15 protein-coding genes are annotated in these 19887 nt (G+C 70.0%); 11 read left to right on the top strand and 4 right to left on the bottom strand.

Going from position 1 to position 19887, the window contains the following annotated elements:
- Positions 1-9: 9 nt before the first annotated feature.
- Genes ACFWIW_RS01445 through ACFWIW_RS01455 form a run of 3 tightly spaced genes read left to right on the top strand, consistent with a single transcriptional unit; the run spans position 10 to position 5117 of the window.
- Complete coding sequence (locus ACFWIW_RS01445) at positions 10-2028, top strand: YrhB domain-containing protein (protein ID WP_378366591.1); 2019 nt, start codon at positions 10-12, stop codon at positions 2026-2028.
- A 4-nt stretch (positions 2029-2032) separates the two neighbouring features.
- Positions 2033-3151: an ADP-ribosylglycohydrolase family protein gene (locus tag ACFWIW_RS01450; protein ID WP_378366592.1), complete on the top strand. Its 1119-nt coding sequence runs from the start codon at positions 2033-2035 to the stop codon at positions 3149-3151.
- A gap of 40 nt (positions 3152-3191) precedes the next feature.
- The gene (locus ACFWIW_RS01455; protein WP_378366593.1) at positions 3192-5117 is read left to right on the top strand and encodes a TNT domain-containing protein; all 1926 of its coding nucleotides are present in this window, start codon (positions 3192-3194) and stop codon (positions 5115-5117) included.
- Between the two features lie 74 nt (positions 5118-5191).
- Here ACFWIW_RS01455 and ACFWIW_RS01460 read toward each other — a convergent pair whose 3' ends face one another.
- The 4 genes from ACFWIW_RS01460 to ACFWIW_RS01475 all read right to left on the bottom strand — a co-directional run bounded on the left by ACFWIW_RS01460 (position 5192) and on the right by ACFWIW_RS01475 (position 9871).
- Entirely contained in the window at positions 5192-6178 is a 987-nt protein-coding gene (locus tag ACFWIW_RS01460; protein ID WP_378366594.1) for an LLM class flavin-dependent oxidoreductase, read from the bottom strand.
- A gap of 19 nt (positions 6179-6197) precedes the next feature.
- A complete protein-coding gene (locus tag ACFWIW_RS01465; protein WP_378366595.1) occupies positions 6198-7049 on the bottom strand; it encodes a class I SAM-dependent methyltransferase in 852 nt (283 codons plus the stop codon).
- A gap of 16 nt (positions 7050-7065) precedes the next feature.
- On the bottom strand, positions 7066-8373 hold the full coding sequence (locus ACFWIW_RS01470; RefSeq protein ID WP_378366596.1) for a sensor histidine kinase: 1308 nt from the start codon (positions 8371-8373) through the stop codon (positions 7066-7068).
- A gap of 79 nt (positions 8374-8452) precedes the next feature.
- Positions 8453-9871 carry a CCA tRNA nucleotidyltransferase gene (locus ACFWIW_RS01475; RefSeq protein ID WP_378366597.1) on the bottom strand — a complete coding sequence of 473 codons (1419 nt, stop codon included), beginning with the start codon at positions 9869-9871 and terminating at the stop codon, positions 8453-8455.
- 147 nt (positions 9872-10018) lie between these two features.
- Here ACFWIW_RS01475 and ACFWIW_RS01480 point away from each other — a divergent pair, with 147 nt between their 5' ends.
- From ACFWIW_RS01480 to trxA, 8 genes are all read left to right on the top strand, one after another.
- On the top strand, positions 10019-10543 hold the full coding sequence (locus ACFWIW_RS01480; RefSeq protein WP_378366598.1) for an NUDIX hydrolase: 525 nt from the start codon (positions 10019-10021) through the stop codon (positions 10541-10543).
- Complete coding sequence (locus ACFWIW_RS01485) at positions 10540-12681, top strand: DUF6049 family protein (protein ID WP_378366599.1); 2142 nt, start codon at positions 10540-10542, stop codon at positions 12679-12681. Before ACFWIW_RS01480 ends, ACFWIW_RS01485 begins: the two co-directional genes overlap by 4 nt.
- A gap of 410 nt (positions 12682-13091) precedes the next feature.
- Entirely contained in the window at positions 13092-15050 is a 1959-nt protein-coding gene (murJ, locus tag ACFWIW_RS01490; RefSeq protein ID WP_378366905.1) for a murein biosynthesis integral membrane protein MurJ, read from the top strand.
- A gap of 120 nt (positions 15051-15170) precedes the next feature.
- Positions 15171-16730: a hypothetical protein gene (locus tag ACFWIW_RS01495; protein ID WP_378366906.1), complete on the top strand. Its 1560-nt coding sequence runs from the start codon at positions 15171-15173 to the stop codon at positions 16728-16730.
- A 31-nt stretch (positions 16731-16761) separates the two neighbouring features.
- Positions 16762-17421, top strand: coding sequence for an RNA polymerase sigma factor SigM (gene sigM / locus ACFWIW_RS01500; protein WP_037333997.1), 660 nt, complete (start codon positions 16762-16764; stop codon positions 17419-17421).
- On the top strand, positions 17418-18206 hold the full coding sequence (locus ACFWIW_RS01505; protein ID WP_378366600.1) for a hypothetical protein: 789 nt from the start codon (positions 17418-17420) through the stop codon (positions 18204-18206). The genes sigM and ACFWIW_RS01505 overlap by 4 nt, the downstream gene beginning before the upstream one ends.
- A gap of 215 nt (positions 18207-18421) precedes the next feature.
- Positions 18422-19417, top strand: coding sequence for a thioredoxin-disulfide reductase (trxB, locus tag ACFWIW_RS01510; RefSeq protein ID WP_007032254.1), 996 nt, complete (start codon positions 18422-18424; stop codon positions 19415-19417).
- A gap of 37 nt (positions 19418-19454) precedes the next feature.
- Positions 19455-19778 carry a thioredoxin gene (trxA, locus tag ACFWIW_RS01515; protein ID WP_007032253.1) on the top strand — a complete coding sequence of 108 codons (324 nt, stop codon included), beginning with the start codon at positions 19455-19457 and terminating at the stop codon, positions 19776-19778.
- Positions 19779-19887 lie beyond the last annotated feature (109 nt).

Raw genomic sequence — 19887 nt, forward strand, 5'->3', positions numbered from 1 at the left:
GAAATGGGGATGATGAACGAAGAGGAAGCCGTCAGCCGCGTCGAGGAATGGCTGACGGACCAGGGTGGGGAGGGGACCGGCGCGTTGCGGGTCCGCCGCGACTACGTCGTGCGCGCGACCGACGGCTGGAACGTCACCTACAACACCGTCGGCTGGCTCGACGGCACCGACCCCGGCACCGGCCTGTTCCCCAGCCCGGTCGCCTTCGTCCCGGACGACGGCGGCGAGATCCGCCTCGACCTGGAGCTGATGGCCGTTTCGGCGGCGGGCGACGACACGGACGCGTTCACCCGGTGGACGGAAGTCGTCGATCCCGAGTTCGACCCGGCGGCGGTCCCCGGTCTGCCCGTGCCGAAGGCGGCGATCCTGCGCTGGGAGCAGCACACGCTCTTCGGCGAGCCGACCGGCGCGATCCGCGCGAACCCGGACCACCGGCCGGGGCCGCGTTTCGCCGGGCGCCCGGCACCGGAAAGCCCCGTCGAGACGCTTCTCGGCTATCTCCGCGTCGAGTGGATCACGCCGGAGGAGTTCGTCCACTGGATGCTCGACCTCGAAGTGCTGGCCCCGGCGAAGGACGGTCACCTGCAGGTCCGCGACTTCGGTGACGCGGGCGTGCGCTTCGTCGTCTACACCTCCGAGGCCCAGGTCCCGTCGGAGTACACGGTGTGGCAGCGGGTCCAGCCCCGCGTGCTCCTGCGCCGGGGCAGGGACACCCCCGGGCTCGGCCTGTTGGTCAACCCCGGCCGCCCGGAGACGTTCAACGTCTACCCGGAAACGCTGCGGCAGGTCGCCGACCTCGAACTCCCGGCGGGTACCGAGCGCCCCGAGTCCGTCGGGCGCCCGGCCTACTTCAGCGGGGAGTACGACACCGCGGCCGTCGCGAACCTGCGGAGCCTCGTCGACCAGGCGCGGGACAACGGCTACCCCCTGAGCAGCGAAGAGCTCACTCGCTTCACGCAGGCCTCGACGCTGTCGTTCGAGCGCTCCCGGGCGAAGTACGACGGCCGTCCGCTGCCCGAACTGCCCGAAGACCTGTTCGCCAACGGGCTGGTCACGCACTACTACGACAACGGCGAACCGCGTCCGGCCGCCTGGACGTTCGGGAAGTTCTACGACCCGACGCTTCCCGTCGGCAGCTTCGCGTACCCGCGGCTTCTCGGCGCGTACGTCGGCTTCGCGCTCGGAGACGCGCTCGGCTCGGGCGCCGATCCCGCCGACGGCCTGCCGCTCGGTGGGCTGACCCGGCAGCTGCTGTTCCACACCGAATCGGTGATCCGCGGCCTGGACCCGACTCCGGACAAACCCGAGATCCCGGCCTCGCTGCCCGCGGGCGGACGGCCGGACGGCTGGGTCGCCAAGGCCACCGCGGGCGCCGGACCGGCACCCGCCGAATTCTCGGCCATGCTGGCGACCGCGCTCGCCGCGACGGTGACCGGTGGCGTCCAGGGGCCCGCCGACAGCACCTTCTACGCGATGAAGGTGGTCCGCGAGCTGGTCGGTTCCGCCGCCGGCCACGAGGTCGTCCACGGCGCCGAACTGCTGGTGAACGTGTTCCGCGCCCAGCTCGCGGCCCAGAACGGCGAACCGGCGGTCGCGAACTTCCTCGAAGGCTTCGACGAGTACAGCGGCGAGGTCGGCGAGCTGGTCAAGACCGTGCTCGACCTCCGGAACGACGTCGGCGGCGATGACGTCGAGCAGTTCGACAGCATCGGCGACGGCAGGACGCCGCTTTCGGTGCTCGGCCGGGCCCTGTTCGCCGCCGCCAAACGCGGATACGACGCCGAGGCGGCACTGGCGCTGGCCGCGCGCGGCGGCTCGGTGACGGCCGCGCTGACCGGCGCGATGGTGGGCGCGAGGCTCACCGTGCCCGGGCTGCCGGAGGCCTGGCTCGCCGCGTACTCCGGCCTCGGCGTCATCGACAATCTGGCGGGCGACGCCTATTACTACTTCAACCGCTTCGGCCTGCCCCGCGAGCCCGAAGAGCGGCGGCGCTGGGACGCGAAACGGTATCCACGAGGAGATCAGTAGAGCAATGCGCGAGTGGCTTCAACATCCGGCGACCAGGTCGCGGTTCCGTGGCAGCCTGTTCGCCGGGGCGATCGGCGACGCGCTCGGCGCGAAGACCGAGTTCGACTCGATCGACCGCATCCGCGAGATCGCCGGCCCCGCCGGGATCACCGACCTCATCCCCGCGTACGGCGGCGTCGGGCGGATCACCGACGACACGCAGATGACGCTGTTCACCCTCGAAGGCCTGATCAGAGCCCATGCCGCCGCCCGCCGGGAGCAAGGGACCTTCGCTACCACCCCGCCCGTCGAGCAGTCGCTCCAGCTGGCCTACCAGCGCTGGCTGCACACCCAGGGCGTCTCGTGGGAACGGGCCCGCGGCCCGCAGGACACCAGCCCCGAACCGGACGGCTGGCTGATCACGAACCGCGAGCTGTTCAGCCGTCGCGCGCCCGGGCTCACCTGTTTCAGCGAGCTGGAGGCGTACGGCAAGACGGGCGTGCGCGCCGGTATGGACAAGCCGGTGAACAACTCGAAGGGCTGCGGCGGGATCATGCGCGCGGCACCGGTCGCGCTGTGGTCGGACGACCTCGCCGAGGTGTTCCGGCTCGGCGCCGAGAGCGCGGCGCTGACGCACGGTCACCCGAGCGGGTATCTCTCGTCGGGCGCCTTCGCGGTGATCGTGCGGGAACTGCTGCTCGGGAAACCGCTGCTCGACGCCGTCGCGACCGCCCGTGCCGAGCTGGAGAAGTACCAGGGGCACGAAGAGCAGAGCGTCGCGCTGGACCAGGCACTGGCCCTGGCCCGCGAAGGGGCTCCGACGCCGGAGAAGCTCGAAACACTCGGCCAGGGGAACATCGGCGAGACCGCGCTTTCGATGTCGGTCTACGTCGCACTGACCACCACGGACGCGAACACCGCGCTGCTCGCGTCGGTGAACCACAGCGGCGACAGCGACTCGACGGGCTCGATCTGCGGAAACCTCGTCGGCGCGATGTACGGCGAGCAGGCCCTGCGGACGGACTGGCTCGAAAAGCTGGAACTGGCCGAAGTCATCGGCGGGCTGGCGGACGACGCGCTCGCGGAGTTCGGCGGGAGCGCACCGGGTGACGACCGGTGGTACGCCCGCTATCCGGCCCACTAGATTTACCTCCGGTTTGGGGAACATGGGGAGGGGACACATAGTGCGTTACCGGGTTCAAGCGGCGGAGCGGCCGGATGGCCTGTACGCCGTCTGGGGGGACACCGTCTTCGCGGCCCAGCGGTCGACCGAAGACGGCACGCTGCTGCTCATCGCGCCGCCGGGGGAAGCGGCGCCAGAGGGTTTCGACCGCGACTGGAACGGCCGTCCGGCCAGGGTCGTGCTGAACGGCGAGGCGGGCGCGACCTTCAGCCTGCAGTCGTACGGCCGGTTCGACGACGAGCACTTCCAGATCGCGCCGAGCACCGGCGGCGGCGACCTGACGTTGCGCTGGGCGGGCGAGGACGCGGCCCGCGCGGCCGAACTGGGGCTGACGGACTTCTCGACGACGGTCGCGCCGACGCGGCTGACGGCCTTGTGGCAGACCAGGCACGACTTCGTCGAGACGCCGGAATCCCGACTTCAGGCGGGTACGGGCGATCAGGCCGCGCTGCTGCGCGCCATCGGCCGGACGCTGCTGCGGGTGCTGCCCGCCGGCTGGCAGCGGGTCGGCGCCCAGTTCCGGCAGGTCGGCGACTACGCCGAACTCGAGGTCCGCTCGGTCGGCGACGAGGGCAACGGCCCGGTGTCGGTGTCGATCGCGGCCCCGCCGGAGCTCGGCTCGCTGTTCGCGCGGCTGCGCGCGGCGATGCACCAGCCCGAGACCGGCACCTGGTTCCAGGGCACGTTCACGCTCGACTCGGAATCGCACTTCGACTTCGACTTCGACGCCGACCAGGAGCCGACGTGGCGGCTCGCCCCGAACGAAGGCGGGAAGCCGTCTCCGCGCGCGTACGCGACCGAGCTCGCGATCTTCCCGCGCGACAAGAAGCACGTCCCGGCCTGGCTTTCGGCCAAGGCGGGCCTGCCGCTCGACGTCGTGTTCCGGCACGCGCAGGTCGTCGACGCGCACAACGAGGGCGAACGGCCGGTCGTCAACCGGCCGCCGGTGCCGCCGGACATGATGCGCGGCGTCCTGGACTACCTCTTCCGCTCGCCGGTGGCGCTGACCCGGCCGGGTCCGCAGCCCGACATCTTCACCCCGAACGGCCCGCCGGACGTGCCGAACGCCTTCCACACCGACGGCGTCTGGATCTGGCCCGCGGCCGTCCCGCACTACCTGCGGAAGTACGGGGTGCCGCCGGAGCCCGAGCTGGTCGAGCACATCCGGGCCGCCGGTTTCCGGCCGCCGCTGGTCGGGGAGCTGGTGCGGGCGACCGCCGAGGCGGACATCGTCGGCAAACCGCGGCCGCCGCAGACCGCCGCGGATCTGCCGGACGAAAGCGCCCGCACCCGGGTCGAACGCGACGGCGAGCCGTCCCGCGACATCCGGGCCGTCGAGGTGCTGGACGTCCTCTACCAGCGGCTTGCCGAGCACGGGGTGGCGCCGACGGCCTACCGGATCGGCGCGAACGCGGTACCCGAGCCGGGGCTCTGGACCTTGCGCCGCACCGAAAGCGGCTGGGAGGTGTCGCGTCCGCCGACCGACGAGCCGGTGGCGTTCGCCAAACTCGAAGAAGCGGCGCGGTTCTTCCTCGGCACCCTGCTGCTGTATCCGGCACGGGCCGCGGCGGGCGCGAACGAGGAGGCCGACAACCCGGCCGACTGGCCGATCCTGCCGCTGCGGGGCGAGCCGCCGCTGAACTTCTTCCGGCGCAAGCGGATCGTCGTCCTCCCGGCGGGCAGCACGGTGCAGCGGTTCGGGAACGAGACCGGCAACCTCGTGCACGCCGAATCGGCGCGGTTCATCGAGACGTCGCTGGCCGCGGACCGCGAACGGGAGCGCCGTCTGTACCGCGTCCTGCGGCCGCTGCGCGTGGTCACCGGCATCACCGCGCCGTGGAACGGGACACCGGGCGGGGCCGTGGCCTACGTGCTGCCGCGGCCGATCGCCCAGCATCTCGAATCCGGCGCGCTTTCCCGCGTCTGACCACCCGCATTTAGTCCTCTGGATGCGGTCCTTGCACACGCAACCACCGCATTCAGAGGACTAAATGCAGGACGTCAGAAGGCCTTCGCGACCAGCTCGTAGGAGCGGGCCCGCGCGGCCGCGTCGTACACCGGTGCCGTCAGCATCAGCTCGTCGGCACCGGTGGCCGCGGCGAGTTCCTTCAGCGACCGCACCACCTTCTCCGGTCCGCCGTGCGCCTGCGCGGCGGTGAACTGAGCGATCAGCTCCTTCGACTCCGGCGTGAACTCGTGTGCGGCGGCCTGCTCCCTGGTCGGGAAGGCGAGGTCGCCGCCCTCGCCGTTCAGCAGATACGACTTGATCACCGCGCACGGCCCGGCGACGTAGGCCGCTTCGGCGTCCGTGTCCGCGCAGATGGTCTCGACGCAGAGGATCACGTACGGCTCTTCACGCCACTGGGACGGCTTGAAGTTCTCCCGATACGCCCGCAGCACCTCGGCCGTGTTCTGCGGACGGATGTGGTGCGCGACCGCGATCGGCAGGCCGAGTTCCGCGGCGAGACCGGCGCCGGCCGCGCTGGAGCACAACAGCCACGGCTCCGGCGTCGGGACCTCGCCGGGAAGCACCCGGATCCCGGTCTCCCCGGCCAGATGACGCAGCAGCTCGGCGACGTCGGCGCGGTAGTCCTCGTCCGTCGCCGGATCGGCACCCCGCCGCAACGCGCGGACGATCTTCTCGTCGAAGGTGCCGGGACCACGCCCGACGCCGAGGTCGATCCGGCCGGGGTGCAGCGCCGAAAGCGTCGCGAACTGCTCGGCGACCGCCAGCGGGGCATGGTTCGGTGCCATCACCCCGCCGGAGCCGATCCGGATCGACGACGTCACCGCCGCGAGATGCGCGGCCAGCACCGGCGGCGAAGCCGTGGCGATGGCCGGCGAGCCGTGGTGCTCCGCGATCCAGACGCGGTGATACCCCAGTTCCTCCAGTTTCGTGGTGACGGTGGCTGTCGAAGCGAGTACTTCGGTGGCCGCGCGGCCGTCCTCGACGATGGCGAGTTCGAGCGCGGAAAGCAGGATCCCCATGCCCCCAACGTAGCCAAACTCAGGACGCGGTGATCAGCACCGCGGGCGACCACCAGTAGTCCGCGAGCGGCTCGATCCGGATGCCGGTGAAACCCGCTTCCTTCAGCTGCGAAGCCCAATCGGTGGCGGGCTGCTCCCAGTTCGTCCGGCCCGCCCCGGGGTCGACCAGGCCGAGCAGGACCGGCAGCAGGAACCCCTGCGCCACCAGCGACGCCTCCTTGCCGTACTCCGCGATCCCGCGTTCGTAGCGCGTGACCAGGGAAAGCAGGTACTCGGCGGAGCCTTCGTCGTACTCGGGCACGTCGAATTCGGCCAGCACCAGACACGAGGTGCGGGGCCGGAGCGCCCGCAGGACCTCGGTGCGTTCCCCGGTCGGGATCGACTGGAGCGCGAAGGTCGACTGCGTCAGCTGCCACTGCCGGTCGTCGTCGCGGCCGAGGAACTCCTGCGCGGTGGCCTCCCAGGTGTGCAGACCGTGGGTGCCGTCGAGGTGCTTGCGCGTTTCCGCGAGCAGCGCGCTCGACGGCTCGACCAGGTCGATCCGGCCGGGCTGCCGGTCCGCCTGTTCGAGGGCCGGGACGACGGCGAGACCGTCTCCGCAGCCGAGGTCGAGCAGGGAGCCGACGCTGCCGTAGCGCCGGGCGAGCATGGCGCTGAGCTGCCGGTAGAGCTTGACGTTGCCACCGCCGCGGATGAACGCGGTGAACGCGGCGGGCCGGTCGTAGACCGCGCCACCGCCGCCCTCGGTCAGGTACCGGTGCAGTTCGATGCCGAGCGTGGATCCGGCCCGCTCGGCGAGGTCCGCTGCCTGTGCCCGGTCACCGTCGCGGTACGCGGTGAGCGCTTCGGCCAGGACGTCCGTTTTCTTCATGTTCCCCTGTTTACCGTCAGAAAGGCACCCAAAGGGTGACTCTGGTGCCATTGCCCGGAGCCGACTCGACCCTCGCTGTCCCGCCGACCTCGTTCAGACGGGCGGTGATGGACTCGCTGATCCCGAAACCGGCGGGCCGGGTGTCGAGGCTGAATCCGGCGCCGTGGTCGCGCGTGATCACCGCGACGCCGCCTTCCTGCTCCTCGACCCGCACGACGACCTTGTCCGTCCCGGCGTGTTTGAGGGTGTTGCGCAGCGACTCGCGGACGGCGTCGCGGATGGCGATCTGCCGGACCTCGGAAAGCGTGTCGTCGTCGAGTTCGGCGATCACGAGCTGGGCGCGCAACCCGTCCCGCGCCATCTCCGCCGCCAGCGAAGCGAGCTTCTCGCCCAGCGGCCGCGAACCGGCCTCAGACCGTTCCGACGCCTCGTTCTCGATCGTCCGCCGCAGCTCCATCGACTGCGCCCGCGCCAGCCGCTGCACCTCGGCGAGGCGCGCGGCCGGATCGCCCCTGTTGGCCAGCGCGATCGCTTCGAGGGTCTGCAACACGGAATCGTGCAGCATCCGGTGCTGGCGGGCGCGTTCGGCGATCCGGCCGTTGCGGATGCCGTACGCGAGGGCGAGCCGGGTGCCGAGCCCGATCAGGACAAGGGCGCCGGTCGCGGTGAAGAGGACACCGAGGATCGCCGGGAAGGTGGCCATCGCGTCGCCGGGCGCGGCATGACCGGTGCCGATCAGGGACGCCAGCATCCGCACCGGGAAGCTGACGACGGCGAGCGCCGCGGCGGCGGGCATGCCCAGCGCCAGCGCCAGCAGCGCGACCTCGCCGAGCAGGTGCTTGCCGGGCACCGCCATCGCCTCGGTGAACACCGAAGCCGGCACCAGCGCGCCGACGGCCAGCGGCGCGAGCAGGGTGAACACGAGGTCGATCGCCAGCAGCCGGGCGGCGTGCTGCGGGCGGAACGGCGCCGAACGCAGCATCCACCGGATCCCGTACAGCGACAGCCCGACCGAACCGAGCGTGACCAGCCCGACCGGGCCGATCCCGATCATGCCGTGGGTGGAGACGTAGACGCCGAACGCGCCGGGCACCGCGAAGAGCCGGTACACCAGCGGGACGAGGGCGACGTAGCGGGCGGCCCTGAGCAGCAGGTTGTCGCGATGGGCCGTGTCGATGGGGCCGGACATCTGCTGGATCCGCCGCAGCGCGCGCATCGGTGTCGGGTCGCCGACCTCGTCCGACAGCTCGCTCGTCGCCGTCGCCAGCGCGGGCGCGCCACGGCGCAGCAAAGTCACCAGGAAACTGGGCGGCCGCTTCGCCATGGATTTTCCCCCTGCCCGGAGCACCGGCAGGAGTATCTCCGGTTACGCCGCGTGGATCCAGAGACCAACGGGGTTTATCTCAGCCTATGCCGTTCTCGGCGGCCCACTTCTTCAATTCGGCCACCGCTTCGTCGTGCTCCAGCGGGCCGCGGTCGAGCCGCAGTTCCTTCAGGTGCTTCCACGCCTTGCCGACGTCCGGCCCCGGCTTGAGGTCGAGGATGCGCATGATCTCTTCGCCGTTGAGGTCCGGCCGGACCCGGTCGAGGTCCTCCTGCGCCTGGATCGCCGCGATCCGCCGCTCGAGGTCGTCGTAGGTCGCCTGCAGCGCGGCCGCCTTCTTGCGGTTGCGCGTGGTGCAGTCGGCGCGCACCAGCTTGTGCAGCCGGGGCAGCAGGTCGCCGGCGTCGGTGACGTAGCGCCGCACCGCCGAATCCGTCCATTCGCCCTTGCCGTAGCCGTGGAACCGCAGGTGCAGGAACACGAGCTGGCTGACGTCCTGGACGATCTCCTTCGAGAACTTCAGCGCGCGCAAACGCTTGCGGGCCATCTTCGCGCCGACGACCTCGTGGTGGTGGAAGCTCACGCCGCCACCGGGCTGGAACTCGCGCGTCGCGGGCTTGCCGATGTCGTGCAGGAGCGCCGCGAGCCGCAGGATCAGATCCGGCTCGGACGTCGGCTCGTGCGACTTCTCCAGATCGATCGCCTGCGCGAGCACGGTCAGCGAGTGCTGGTAGACGTCCTTGTGCTGGTGGTGCTCGTCGATCGCCAGCCGCATCCCGGGTACCTCGGGGAGCACGCGATCGGCGAGGCGGGTGTCCACCAGCAGCTCGATCCCGGGCCGGGGATCGTCCGCGAGCAGCAGCTTCGACAGCTCGGCCTGGACGCGCTCGGCGGTGATCCGGTCGATCTCCTCGGCCATCGACGACATCGCGTCGACCACGCGCGGCGCGGCGGTGAACCCGAGCTGCGCGGAGAACCGCGCGGCCCGCAGCATGCGCAGCGGATCGTCGGCGAACGACTCCTGCGGGGTGGCGGGTGTGTCGAGCACCTTGTCCTGCAGTGCCTGGAGGCCGCCGTGCGGATCGACGAAGGTCTTGTTCGTCAGGTCGATCGCCATCGCGTTGACCGTGAAGTCGCGGCGGAGCAGGTCGCCCTCGATGCTGTCGCCGAAGGTGACCTCGGGGTTGCGGCCGACGCGGTCGTAGCTGTCGGCGCGGAACGTGGTGATCTCCAGGGTCATGCCCTGTTTGGTCACGCCGACGGTGCCGAACGCGATGCCGACGTCCCATACCGCGTCGCCCCAGGCGCTGACGATCTTCAGCACCTGGTCCGGCCGGGCGTCGGTGGTGAAGTCGAGATCGCTCGACAGCCTGCGCAGCATCATGTCGCGGACGCTGCCGCCGACCAGGTACAGGCTGTGCCCCGCCTTCGCGAAGAGCTTCGCGAGCTCGTCCGCGAGCGGGGAGATGCGCATCAGCTCTGTCACAGCGTTCTGCATCGCAGTGCTCTTCCCCGCAATCGCCTGCCCGGCGACCACCTTGTTCACGACAATCCCACCACGATTTGGATGTACTACTACGGCCGGGCCCAACACGGGCACGGTGAGCCAGCGTACCCGTACCGCCGTTTGCTCTAGCATCGCAGCATGTCTGGATCAGCCGGCCGCTCCGGCGCTTCGAAGCCGGGCCGCCGGCGGAGGCGCAGGCGGGGGCGGCGGCTGACCACGGTCGACGAAACCTCGGCCGGTGGACTCGTCGTCGACGCCGAACGGGCGAACGCCGCGCTGATCGGGCGGCTCGACCGGCACGGCAGACTGCTGTGGTCGCTGCCCAAGGGCCACATCGAGGACGGTGAGACGGTGGAGCAGACGGCGGTGCGCGAGGTGAAGGAGGAGACCGGCATCTCCGCGCGCGTCCTGCAGCCCCTCGGCACCATCGACTACTGGTTCGTGGCCGAGCGACGGCGCGTGCACAAGACGGTGCACCATTTCATCCTGGAATCCACCGGCGGCGAACTTTCGGACGAGGATGTCGAGGTGACCGAGGTCGCCTGGGTACCGCTCGCCGACCTGGAGACCAGACTCGCCTACTCCGACGAGCGCAAGCTGGTCCGGAAGGCCAAAGAACTCTTCGCGCAGCAACAGCACACCGCCGAGGGAGCACCTGAGTGAAGCGGCTTGCCGCCACTGTCCTGTCGATCCTGTTCCTGGCCTTCACCGCGTTGCCCGTCGCGGTCGCGCAGGCCCAGGACCAGCCCCGGCTGCGCGTGGACCTCGATCAGCTGAACCCCCGCGTGATCACCACGACCTCGGCCTCGCTCACGGTCACCGGCCGCGTCACCAACATCGGCGACCGGCGGATCAGCAAACTGGGCGTCCGGCTGCAACTGGGCACCAGGCTGCAGAGCGAGCAGCAGATCGGCGACGTCCTCGCCGGTGACAAGTTCAAGGATCTCGCGGCGACCGAGTTCGTCGACCTCGAACCGGACCAGCTGGAGCCCGGGCAGAGCGCCGCGCTGAACCTGTCCGTGCCGCTCGGCCAGTCGTCGAAGCTGCAGTTCCCGAGGCCCGGGGTGTACCCGCTGCTGGTCAACGTCAACGGCACCCCGGATTTCGGCGGTCCCGAACGGCTCGCGGCGGTCACCCTGCTGATGCCGGTGCTCGGCGTCCCCGGCAAGCCTCCCGCGACCCGTCCGCCTTCGGCGCCGTCCACGAGCCTGCTGTGGCCGATCGCGAACAGCACCGTGCACGTCGTCTCGTCCCCGCTCGGCGGCCCGCTGACCCTGGCGGACGAACGGCTGGCCGTCGAACTGGCCGCCGGCGGGCGGCTGGACTCGCTGGTCGAGGCGGCGCGGGCGGCCGAGGCCGACACGAAGGTCTCGTCGTCGTTGTGCCTGGCCATCGACCCCGACCTGGTCGCGACCGTCGACGGGATGACCCGCGGCTACCAGGTCGCTGGCGGCGCTCCCGGCAAGGGCGTCGAGACCGCGAAGAACTGGCTCGGCAAGCTGAAGGCGCTGGTCGCGGGCCGGTGCGTGGTCACCCTCCCGTTCGCCGACGCCGACCTCACCGCGCTGACGAAGGTCCGCGCGGGCGACGCCACCGACACCGCGCTACTGGCGAGCGCGCTGGGCGGCGCGGGGACGATCAAGAACCTGCTCGGCATCCAGCCGCAGGACGGCGTGCTCTGGCCCGGCGGCGCCCTCGACTCGCAGACCGTCGAAGCGATCGGCAAAGCAGGCGTCAAGACCTTGCTGACCGATTCGGGCAAGCTCCAGTCCGGCTCGCCGCTTTCGGGCGGGGTGTCGATCGAGGGAACGGATCTGCGCGCGCAGCCGATCGACGCGCTGATCTCGTCCGCGCTGAACGGCTCGGGATCCACCCAGAACGGGCTCGGCGCCATCGCCTTCCGGGCGGGGCTTGGCGGGCAGCCCGAGGGGCCGTCGCGTTCGCGGCTGCTGATCGCCCCGCCGCGGCACTGGGCCGCGACCGGCACGGAACTCACCACGTTCCTGGAGCGGATGGGCGACTTCTACACCGCCGGCCTGATCAAGCCGGCGCCGTTGCCCGATCTGCTCGGGGACAGCCCGTCCGGCACGGCGTCGGTCAACTACGACCCGCAGGATCTGACGGCCGCGACCAGCGGTGAGGTCACCGCGAAGATGTCCCAGATCGACAACGAGACGCTGGGCCTGTCGTCGGCGATGACAATGGATGCCACCAAACGGGTGAAGCCGGCCGACGTGATCGCCCCGGTCCGGTTCGCCCTCATCCGGGCGGCGTCCACCTCGTGGCGCGGCGCGGACGCCGCGATCGTCACCGGCAACGCCCGCGGCGACCTCGAGGCGATCCGCAGCCAGGTCACCGTGGAGCGGCCGAAGCAGACGATCGCGCTGGCATCCGGCGCGTCGCCCCTTCCCGCCTACATCACCAACGGCCTTCCGGTCGGCATCAACGTCCGCACCGTGCTCAAGAACAACGTGGGCCTGCGCCCCACCGAAGCGGTCCCGGAGCGCACCGTCCCGGCGAACGGCGCCATCAACCAGCTGCTGCCGGTCGAGGCGCTGCGAGCGGGCCGGTTCAGCGTCGACGTGGCGCTGACCACGCCCGACGGCACCCCGCTCGGTTCCGACGCGCGGTTCGAGCTGACCTCCACCGAGTACGGCGCGATCACCATCATCATCACCATCACCGCGGCGGGTGCGCTGCTGCTCCTGTCGTCCCGGCGGATCTACCGGAGGATCAAGGACTCGCGGGCCGATCGGACGAACGAAACCGCCCCACGTGTGACCGAGGACGCACAGGTTTAAGTGTTTCCGGCCGTTCCCGATTACCCTGGGTCGAACGATGCCGCCGGGCATCACGTAGCCGAGCACCGAGGATTGGGCACGCGTTGGAAAGAGAGCCGGGTGTACCGCCCGAGCGTGCAGGCCGTCCCCGGCGCGAAGGTACTCCGCCACCGCCCCGCCGCACCGACGGACCGGCGCGCCGTCCGGAGCGTCGTCAGCCGCCCCCGCAGCAGCCCCCGCCCGAACGCGGTGAGCGGCCGCGGCGAGCCGTGCCGCCGCCTCCCCAGCAGCCACCGCCGGACGGCCGCCGCCAGCGCGTGGCGGGCCGTCCCGACGACGAGACGCGCAGGCTGAGGCCTCCCCAGAACCCGCCGCCGCGGAAAATGCCCCCTGGTCAGGGGACGCCGCCTCCGCCGACCCGCCGTCAGCCGGTGCCGCCCCCGCAGGGACCGCCGCTGCCGCAGCCGTCGCAGAACCAGGCGCCTCGCCGCCCTGCGGCGCCCCAGCCACCGCAGGCGCCGCAGGCCCTCCATCAGACGCCGCCCCCGCCGCATCGCGGGCGCCGCCAGCCGCCACCGGTCCGCCCGTGGCAGGTCGACCGGCGCGACGAACCCGACGCGACGCGGTTCATCCCGCGCACCCCCGGCGTCCCGATGGGCTCGCGCTGGCCGGTCGCCGACCCCGACGTCCTCCGCCCGTACGACCAGCTCGCCACGCAGGTCATGCCTGCGATCAAGGACGCGCCGCTGGTCAAACCGCGGCCGGGGGACACCGGCGAGCAGGACGTCGCCGCCCCGGCGAAGGCGCCGTCGATCGCGAAGTCCAGCGGCCGGATGGCGATCGCGTCGCTGATCAGCCGCATCACCGGTTTCGCGTGGAAGCTGCTGCTGGTCGCGGCCATCGGCGCCCAGGTGGAGAACGACTCGTTCAACGTCGCCAACACCATGCCGAACATCATCTTCGAACTGCTGATGGGCGGCGTGCTGTCGAGCCTCGTGGTCCCGCTGCTCGTGCGGTCGCAGGACGACAAGGACGGCGGCGAGGCCTACACCCAGCGGCTGGTCACGGTGGCGGGCACGCTGCTCGTCGTCGGGACGACGATCGCCGTGTTCGCGGCACCGCTGATCACCAAGCTCTACGTCGACGACAAGGGCCAGGCGAATCCCGAGCTGGTCACCGCGTTCGCGTACCTGCTGCTGCCGCAGATCTTCTTCTACGGTGTGTTCGCACTGCTCTCGGCGGTGCTGAACGCGAAGAACGTCTTCGGCCCGACGGCGTGGGCACCTGTGATCAACAACCTCGTCGTCATCTTCACGATCCTCGTCGTGTGGATCATGCCGGGGAACATCTCCACCGATCCGGTGTCGATCACCGACCCGAAGCTGCTGACCCTCGGCATCGGCGTGACCTCGGGCATCGTGGCGCAGTCGGTGCTGCTGATCCCGCCGCTGCTGCGGTCCGGGTTCAAGTTCAAATGGCGCTGGGGCATCGACAAGCGCATGAAGGAGTTCGGCGGGCTCGCGCTGTGGACCGTCGGCTACGTCGCGGTCAGCCAGGTCGGCTACACGATCACCACCCGCGTGCTGACCAGCGGTTCGCAGGGCGGTGTGACCGCTTACAGCAACGCGTGGCTGCTCTTCCAGCTGCCGTACGGCGTCATCGGCGTGTCGCTGCTGACCGCGATCATGCCGCGGATGAGCCGCGCGGCCGCCGACGGCGACCACAAGAAGCTGATCGGCGACCTCTCCTACGCGTCGCGGATCTCGACGGTGATGCTCGTACCGATTTCCGCCGTGATGACCGTGGTGGGCGGTTCGGTCGGTATCGCCCTGTTCACCCTGGGCAAGGGCACGGTCGAAGACGCCTCGCGGATGGGCGAGGCGCTGGCCATCTCCGCGTTCGCGCTGCTGCCGTACGCGCTGGTCATGCTCCAGATGCGGGTGTTCTACGCGATGAAGGACGCGCGGACACCGGTGCTGATCATGATCGTGATGACCGTGGTCAAGGTGCCGCTGCTGTACCTGTGCCCCGCGTTGCTGTCGCCGGACAACATCGTGCTCGGCGTGATGATGGTCAACGGCCTCACGTTCGTCGTCGGCGCGATCCTCGGCCAGGTGTGGCTGTGGGTGACCCTCGGGAACCTCCGGAGCAAGCGCGTTCTCGGGGTGATCCTCTTCACGGTCGTCGCGAGTGTGCTCGGGGTCGGCGCGGCATGGCTCGCCGGGCAGATCGTTCCTGACTCGTTCGGGCCTACTTTCCATGCCTGGGTGAAACTTCTCCTGCAGACGGTGGTCGGGATCGCGGTGTCGTTCGGCGTGCTCATCGCCTTGAAGGTCGAGGAATTGAAGCCCGCCACGGCGAGGATCACCCGGTTGATCAAGCGCGGATAACGATTCACGTACGGATGGCGCGCGTTCACGGGTCGTATTCTGGGTACCCTCGGGGCGGGAGCTACGCGGGAGAGTGCGGTGGATACGAGACGGAGCGAACAGGCAGGGGAGGCGAGCCAGGTGGGCATCCGGGCCCAAGGCGGGTCGCTGGCCCCTGGCCGGGTCGTCGGTGACGGCCGGTATCGCCTGCTCGCACAGTTCGGGGTGGACGAGCGGGCGGCCGCGCATCTTTGGCGCGCCCGCGACGGGCAGCTGAAGCGGGATGTCGCGCTGACGCTGCTGGTCGGCGACCCCGCGGACGCGGAAGCCGCCCGGCTCGCGCGCCGGACGCTGGAACGCGCCGCGCACGCCTCGAAATTCGGCCACGGCGGGGTCGCGCGTGTCCTCGACGTGCTCAGTCTCGGCAGCGGCGTCACCTCGAGCGAAGGTCTGCTCGGTGTCGTCGTGGCGGAATGGACCAAGGGCAGCGACCTGGTCGACCTGGTCGCCCAGCGGCCGGTGGCGCCCGCCGCCGCGGCCAGGATGGTGCAGGCGCTGGCGGAAGCCGTCGACCACGCCCACCAAAACGGTCTCGTCCTCGGCCTCGACCACCCGCAGCGCCTGCGGCTCACCCCGGACGGCGCGCTGAAGCTCGCCTTCCCCGGCCCGCTGCCCGAAGCGACCCTTCGCGACGACGTCAAAGCACTCGGCGCCGTCCTGTACCTGCTGCTGACCGGCCGTTGGGCCCTTCCCGGCGGCCCGGCCGCGATCCCGGCGGCGCCGCACGCGCCGACCGGCAGGGTCATCCCGCCGCGTTCGCTCGTCCCGACGGTCCCGGTCGAGCTGTCGTCACTCGCCGTCCGCACCATCGAGGACGGCGGCCACGGCGGTATCCGCACCAGCGCGGCCATCCTGCGCGTGCTGGACCAGGTCGCCGAAGCCGAAGAACGCACCCAGCTGATCAAGGCCGTCGGCGAGGAAGAGGCCGTCGCCGAATCGGATGGCACGGTGTGGACGACGAAGAAGCCGGTCAAGGACGTCGCGCGGCGCAAGAAGCTCGCGTTCGGCGTGACCGTGCTGGTCGTCGCGACCGTGGTCATCCTCGCCTGGGGCGGGATGATGCTGATCAACCTGTTCCAGGGCGAGTCGAAGTCCAGCGGCCCGAAGATCAACGTCGCCGCTTCGTCCTCACAGGTCGCGCCGCCCCCGGGCGAGCAGCAACCACCGCCCGCGCAGAAGCCGCCGGCCCCCACGGTGGGTGCCGCGGTGAAACCGTCGGCCGTGGCCGTCTACAACCCGGGCAGCAAGGGCGACAGCCCCGGCAAGGCCAGGAACGCCACCGACGGTGACGCGGTCACCTCGTGGAAGACCGACCAGTACGACAAGCAGTTCCCGGTGCTCAAGGACGGCGTCGGGCTCGTCGTGACCTTCAAGGACCCGATCAACCTGAGCCAGGTCAAGATCGACGCGGCGAGTGCCGGTTCGAAGGTCGAGATCCGCTCCGCCGACAAGAAGAACCCGAAACTCGACGAGACGAAGGTCGTCGGGAGCGGGGACCTCGCGGCGGGTGAATCGACCATCGCGTTGCAGCAGCCTCAGCAGGGTCAATACTTCATCATCTGGATCACTCAGCTGGGTGAAGATGACGAAGGCAAGTTCATCACCGAACTCAAAGAGCTGACCTTCCTGCCTGCGGGGTGACCTCAGACACCGGGTCAGTAGGCTCTCACGGGTGACAGCTGCAGCTCCCACGGACGCGGATCTCATAGCGGCACACGCCGCTGGGGACCCGCACGCGTTCAGTGAACTGGTCCAGCGACATCGAGACCGCATGTGGGCGGTGGCCCTGCGCACCTTGCGGGATCCGGAAGAAGCCGCGGACGCCCTGCAGGACGCTTTTATCTCCGCGTTCCGAGCAGCGGGCAACTTCAGGGCGGAATCGCAGGTCACGACGTGGTTGCACCGTATCGTCGTGAACGCGTGCCTCGACCGCATCCGGCGGGGGAAGGCCAGACCGACCGTTCCGCTGCCCGAGACCGGGCAGTTCAACGAACCCGCCTCGCCGCGCGACTCGATGTCCGAGCGTGAGACGAGCCTGGTCGTCAAGGAAGCCCTCGACCAGCTCCCCGAAGAGCAACGTGCCCCGATCGTGTTGGTCGACGTCGAGGGATACTCCGTCGCCGAGACGGCGAAGATGCTCGGCATCGCCGAGGGCACGGTCAAGAGCCGGTGTGCCCGAGGTCGCGGAAAGCTCGCGAAGGTTCTCGGACATCTACGGAACCCCGATGCTATTGCGAACGTCCCAACTCACGAAAGCAAACGAGAGCGCGCTACCCCGCAACGGGGTGCCAGGCGTCCTCAGGGCACGCCGGGTGACGGGGAGGGACGATGACAGACGAGAGCAGGGGGATCGGTGGGACCGTCGGTCCGCCGTGGTCTGTCGATGTGCTCGCCGACCTGCACGCAGGTGTGCTGGACGAGCGTGAGGCGGCCGAACTGTGGCCGTTGGTGAACGCCGACCCCGAAGCACTGGCGATCATCGAAGCACTGGAAGCGACCACGGCCGACCTCGCGGAACTCGCGAACGAGCCGGTCGCTCCGATGCCGGCGGAGTACGCGGCACGGATCGACGCCGCGCTGGCCGCCGAAATGCGGGCGACGCCTGCGTTTCAAGGCGCATCTGAAAGGCAGCAGGAGCAGGTCGCCCCGGTGGTGGACCTCGCGGCCGCACGGCGGCGGCGGAACAAACGGATCGGCTGGGGCGCCGGGATAGCGACCGTGGCGGCCGCGGCCATCGCCGCCGTGGCGATCGTCGTCCCGACCACCCGGGAGCCGGATTCGGGCGGTATCGCCCAGCCCGCACCGTCGGCCTCTTCCGGACCTTCGGTCGGCGGAGACGGCGGCGGCGCCGAAGCCCTCGTCGGCAAGGCGATCGGCGTCCGCGACTTCGGCTCGCTGAAGACCGAAGAGCGCCTCGACGCCTGTGTCGCCGCGGCCGGAATGGACGCCGACGTACGGCCGGAGGGCATCCGGCCGGTGAACGTCGCGGGCAAGGACGGCGTGATGGTGATCTACACCACAGGCAAACTCGCCCAGTTCCGCATCGTCGCCTTCGGTGCCGACTGCGGCCCCGGCAACCCGGCGGTCCTCTTCGACAAAATCATCGGAGCGAAGTAACCGCCCGAAACCTCACTGGTCCCTCGCTCCCCACCAGCCCCAATTCGGGGGGAGCGAGGGACCTTTGCTACCACGCTAGGTTTTCTAGCGGTGCTAGAGGTCGGATCTCCGTCCTGCCGCAAGGCGGGAGAAAGTAGCGCCGGTCACCACGGGAACACCGGCCCTTACGATCGTGTTGAGCCTGGTGAACAGGTCACTACGAGCGGAGGTCACGGGTGGCTGCCGAGGAGATCAGGAACCTGATCATTGTGGGATCAGGTCCTGCGGGATACACCGCCGCTGTCTACGCGGCACGAGCGCAGCTCGAACCGCTGGTGTTCGAGGGGACTCAGTTCGGCGGTGCGCTGATGACGACGACGGAGGTCGAGAACTTCCCCGGCTTCCGCGAAGGCATCCAGGGTCCCGACCTCATGGAAGAGATGCGTGAGCAGGCGAAGCGTTTCGGCGCCGACCTGCGCCAGGAGGACGTCGAGTCCGTCGAGCTGACCGGTGACGTCAAGTACGTCGTCGCGAACGGCAAGCGCTACGCCGCCCGCGCGGTCGTGCTCTCGATGGGCGCCGCCGCCCGCTATCTGAACGTGCCCGGCGAGCAGGAGCTGCTCGGCCGCGGTGTTTCGGCCTGCGCCACTTGCGACGGCTTCTTCTTCCGTGACCACGACATCGTGGTCGCAGGCGGCGGCGACTCCGCGATGGAGGAGGCGACCTTCCTGACGAAGTTCGCGAAGTCCGTCACGATCGTCCACCGCCGCGAGGAGTTCCGCGCCTCCAAGATCATGCTGGAGCGCGCCCGCGAGAACGAGAAGATCAAGTGGGCGCTCAACAAGCAGATCACCGGAGTCGAGGGTGAGGGCAAGGTCGAGGGACTGAAGCTCAAGGACACGGTGACCGGCGAGGAGTCCAAGCTCGACGTGACCGGGTTCTTCGTGGCGATCGGGCACGACCCCCGCAGCGAACTGGTGCGTGGTCAGGTGGACCTCGACGAGGACGGTTACGTGCTCACCAAGGGCCGGACCTCGTACACGAACCTCCCCGGCGTCTTCGCGGCCGGCGACCTGGTCGACCGCACGTACCGGCAGGCGATCACCGCCGCGGGCTCGGGCTGCGCTGCCGCCATCGATGCAGAACGATGGCTGGCGGAGCACGCCGGTGTCGAGACCGCCCAGGAAACCCCCGAGCTGGTCGGCGGCGGCTACGGCGCCACCACCAACTGACTTTTCCCAGCCCGTTCACCACCCAGAAGGAGACACCATGGCCAACACCGTGACGGTGACCGACAAGACGTTCGTCGACGACGTGCTGACGAGCGAGAAGCCCGTCCTGGTCGACTTCTGGGCGACTTGGTGCGGTCCGTGCAAGATGGTCGCCCCGGTGCTCGAGGAGATCGCGGCGGAGAACGGCGAGAAGCTGACCATCGCGAAGCTCGACATCGATGCGAACCCGAACACTGCGCGTGACTACCAGGTGATGTCGATCCCGACGCTGATCCTGTTCCAGGGCGGCAAGCCGGTGAAGCAGATCGTCGGCGCCAAGCCGAAGGCCGCGCTGCTCTCGGACCTCGCCGACGTCCTCTGATCTCGCGTTTCACCTGCCGAAACCCGGGGCCTGCCCAGGCTCCGGGTTTCGTCGTTCCCCGGAATGGGTAAAACTCCCTGTTACGGGAACGCCTGGACGAGTTCCACGA

It is taken from the genome of Amycolatopsis sp. NPDC058340, from assembly GCF_042723975.1.
Classification (GTDB): domain Bacteria; phylum Actinomycetota; class Actinomycetes; order Mycobacteriales; family Pseudonocardiaceae; genus Amycolatopsis.

Coding starts and splice junctions, on each gene's coding strand:
- ACFWIW_RS01445 (WP_378366591.1), top strand. CDS start 10: ATGATGAACGAAGAGGAAGCCGTCAGCCGCGTCGAGGAATGGCTGACG.
- ACFWIW_RS01450 (WP_378366592.1), top strand. CDS start 2,033: ATGCGCGAGTGGCTTCAACATCCGGCGACCAGGTCGCGGTTCCGTGGC.
- ACFWIW_RS01460 (WP_378366594.1), bottom strand. CDS start 6,178: ATGGGGATCCTGCTTTCCGCGCTCGAACTCGCCATCGTCGAGGACGGC.
- ACFWIW_RS01465 (WP_378366595.1), bottom strand. CDS start 7,049: ATGAAGAAAACGGACGTCCTGGCCGAAGCGCTCACCGCGTACCGCGAC.
- ACFWIW_RS01470 (WP_378366596.1), bottom strand. CDS start 8,373: ATGGCGAAGCGGCCGCCCAGTTTCCTGGTGACTTTGCTGCGCCGTGGC.
- ACFWIW_RS01475 (WP_378366597.1), bottom strand. CDS start 9,871: ATGCAGAACGCTGTGACAGAGCTGATGCGCATCTCCCCGCTCGCGGAC.
- ACFWIW_RS01480 (WP_378366598.1), top strand. CDS start 10,019: ATGTCTGGATCAGCCGGCCGCTCCGGCGCTTCGAAGCCGGGCCGCCGG.
- ACFWIW_RS01505 (WP_378366600.1), top strand. CDS start 17,418: ATGACAGACGAGAGCAGGGGGATCGGTGGGACCGTCGGTCCGCCGTGG.
- trxA (WP_007032253.1), top strand. CDS start 19,455: ATGGCCAACACCGTGACGGTGACCGACAAGACGTTCGTCGACGACGTG.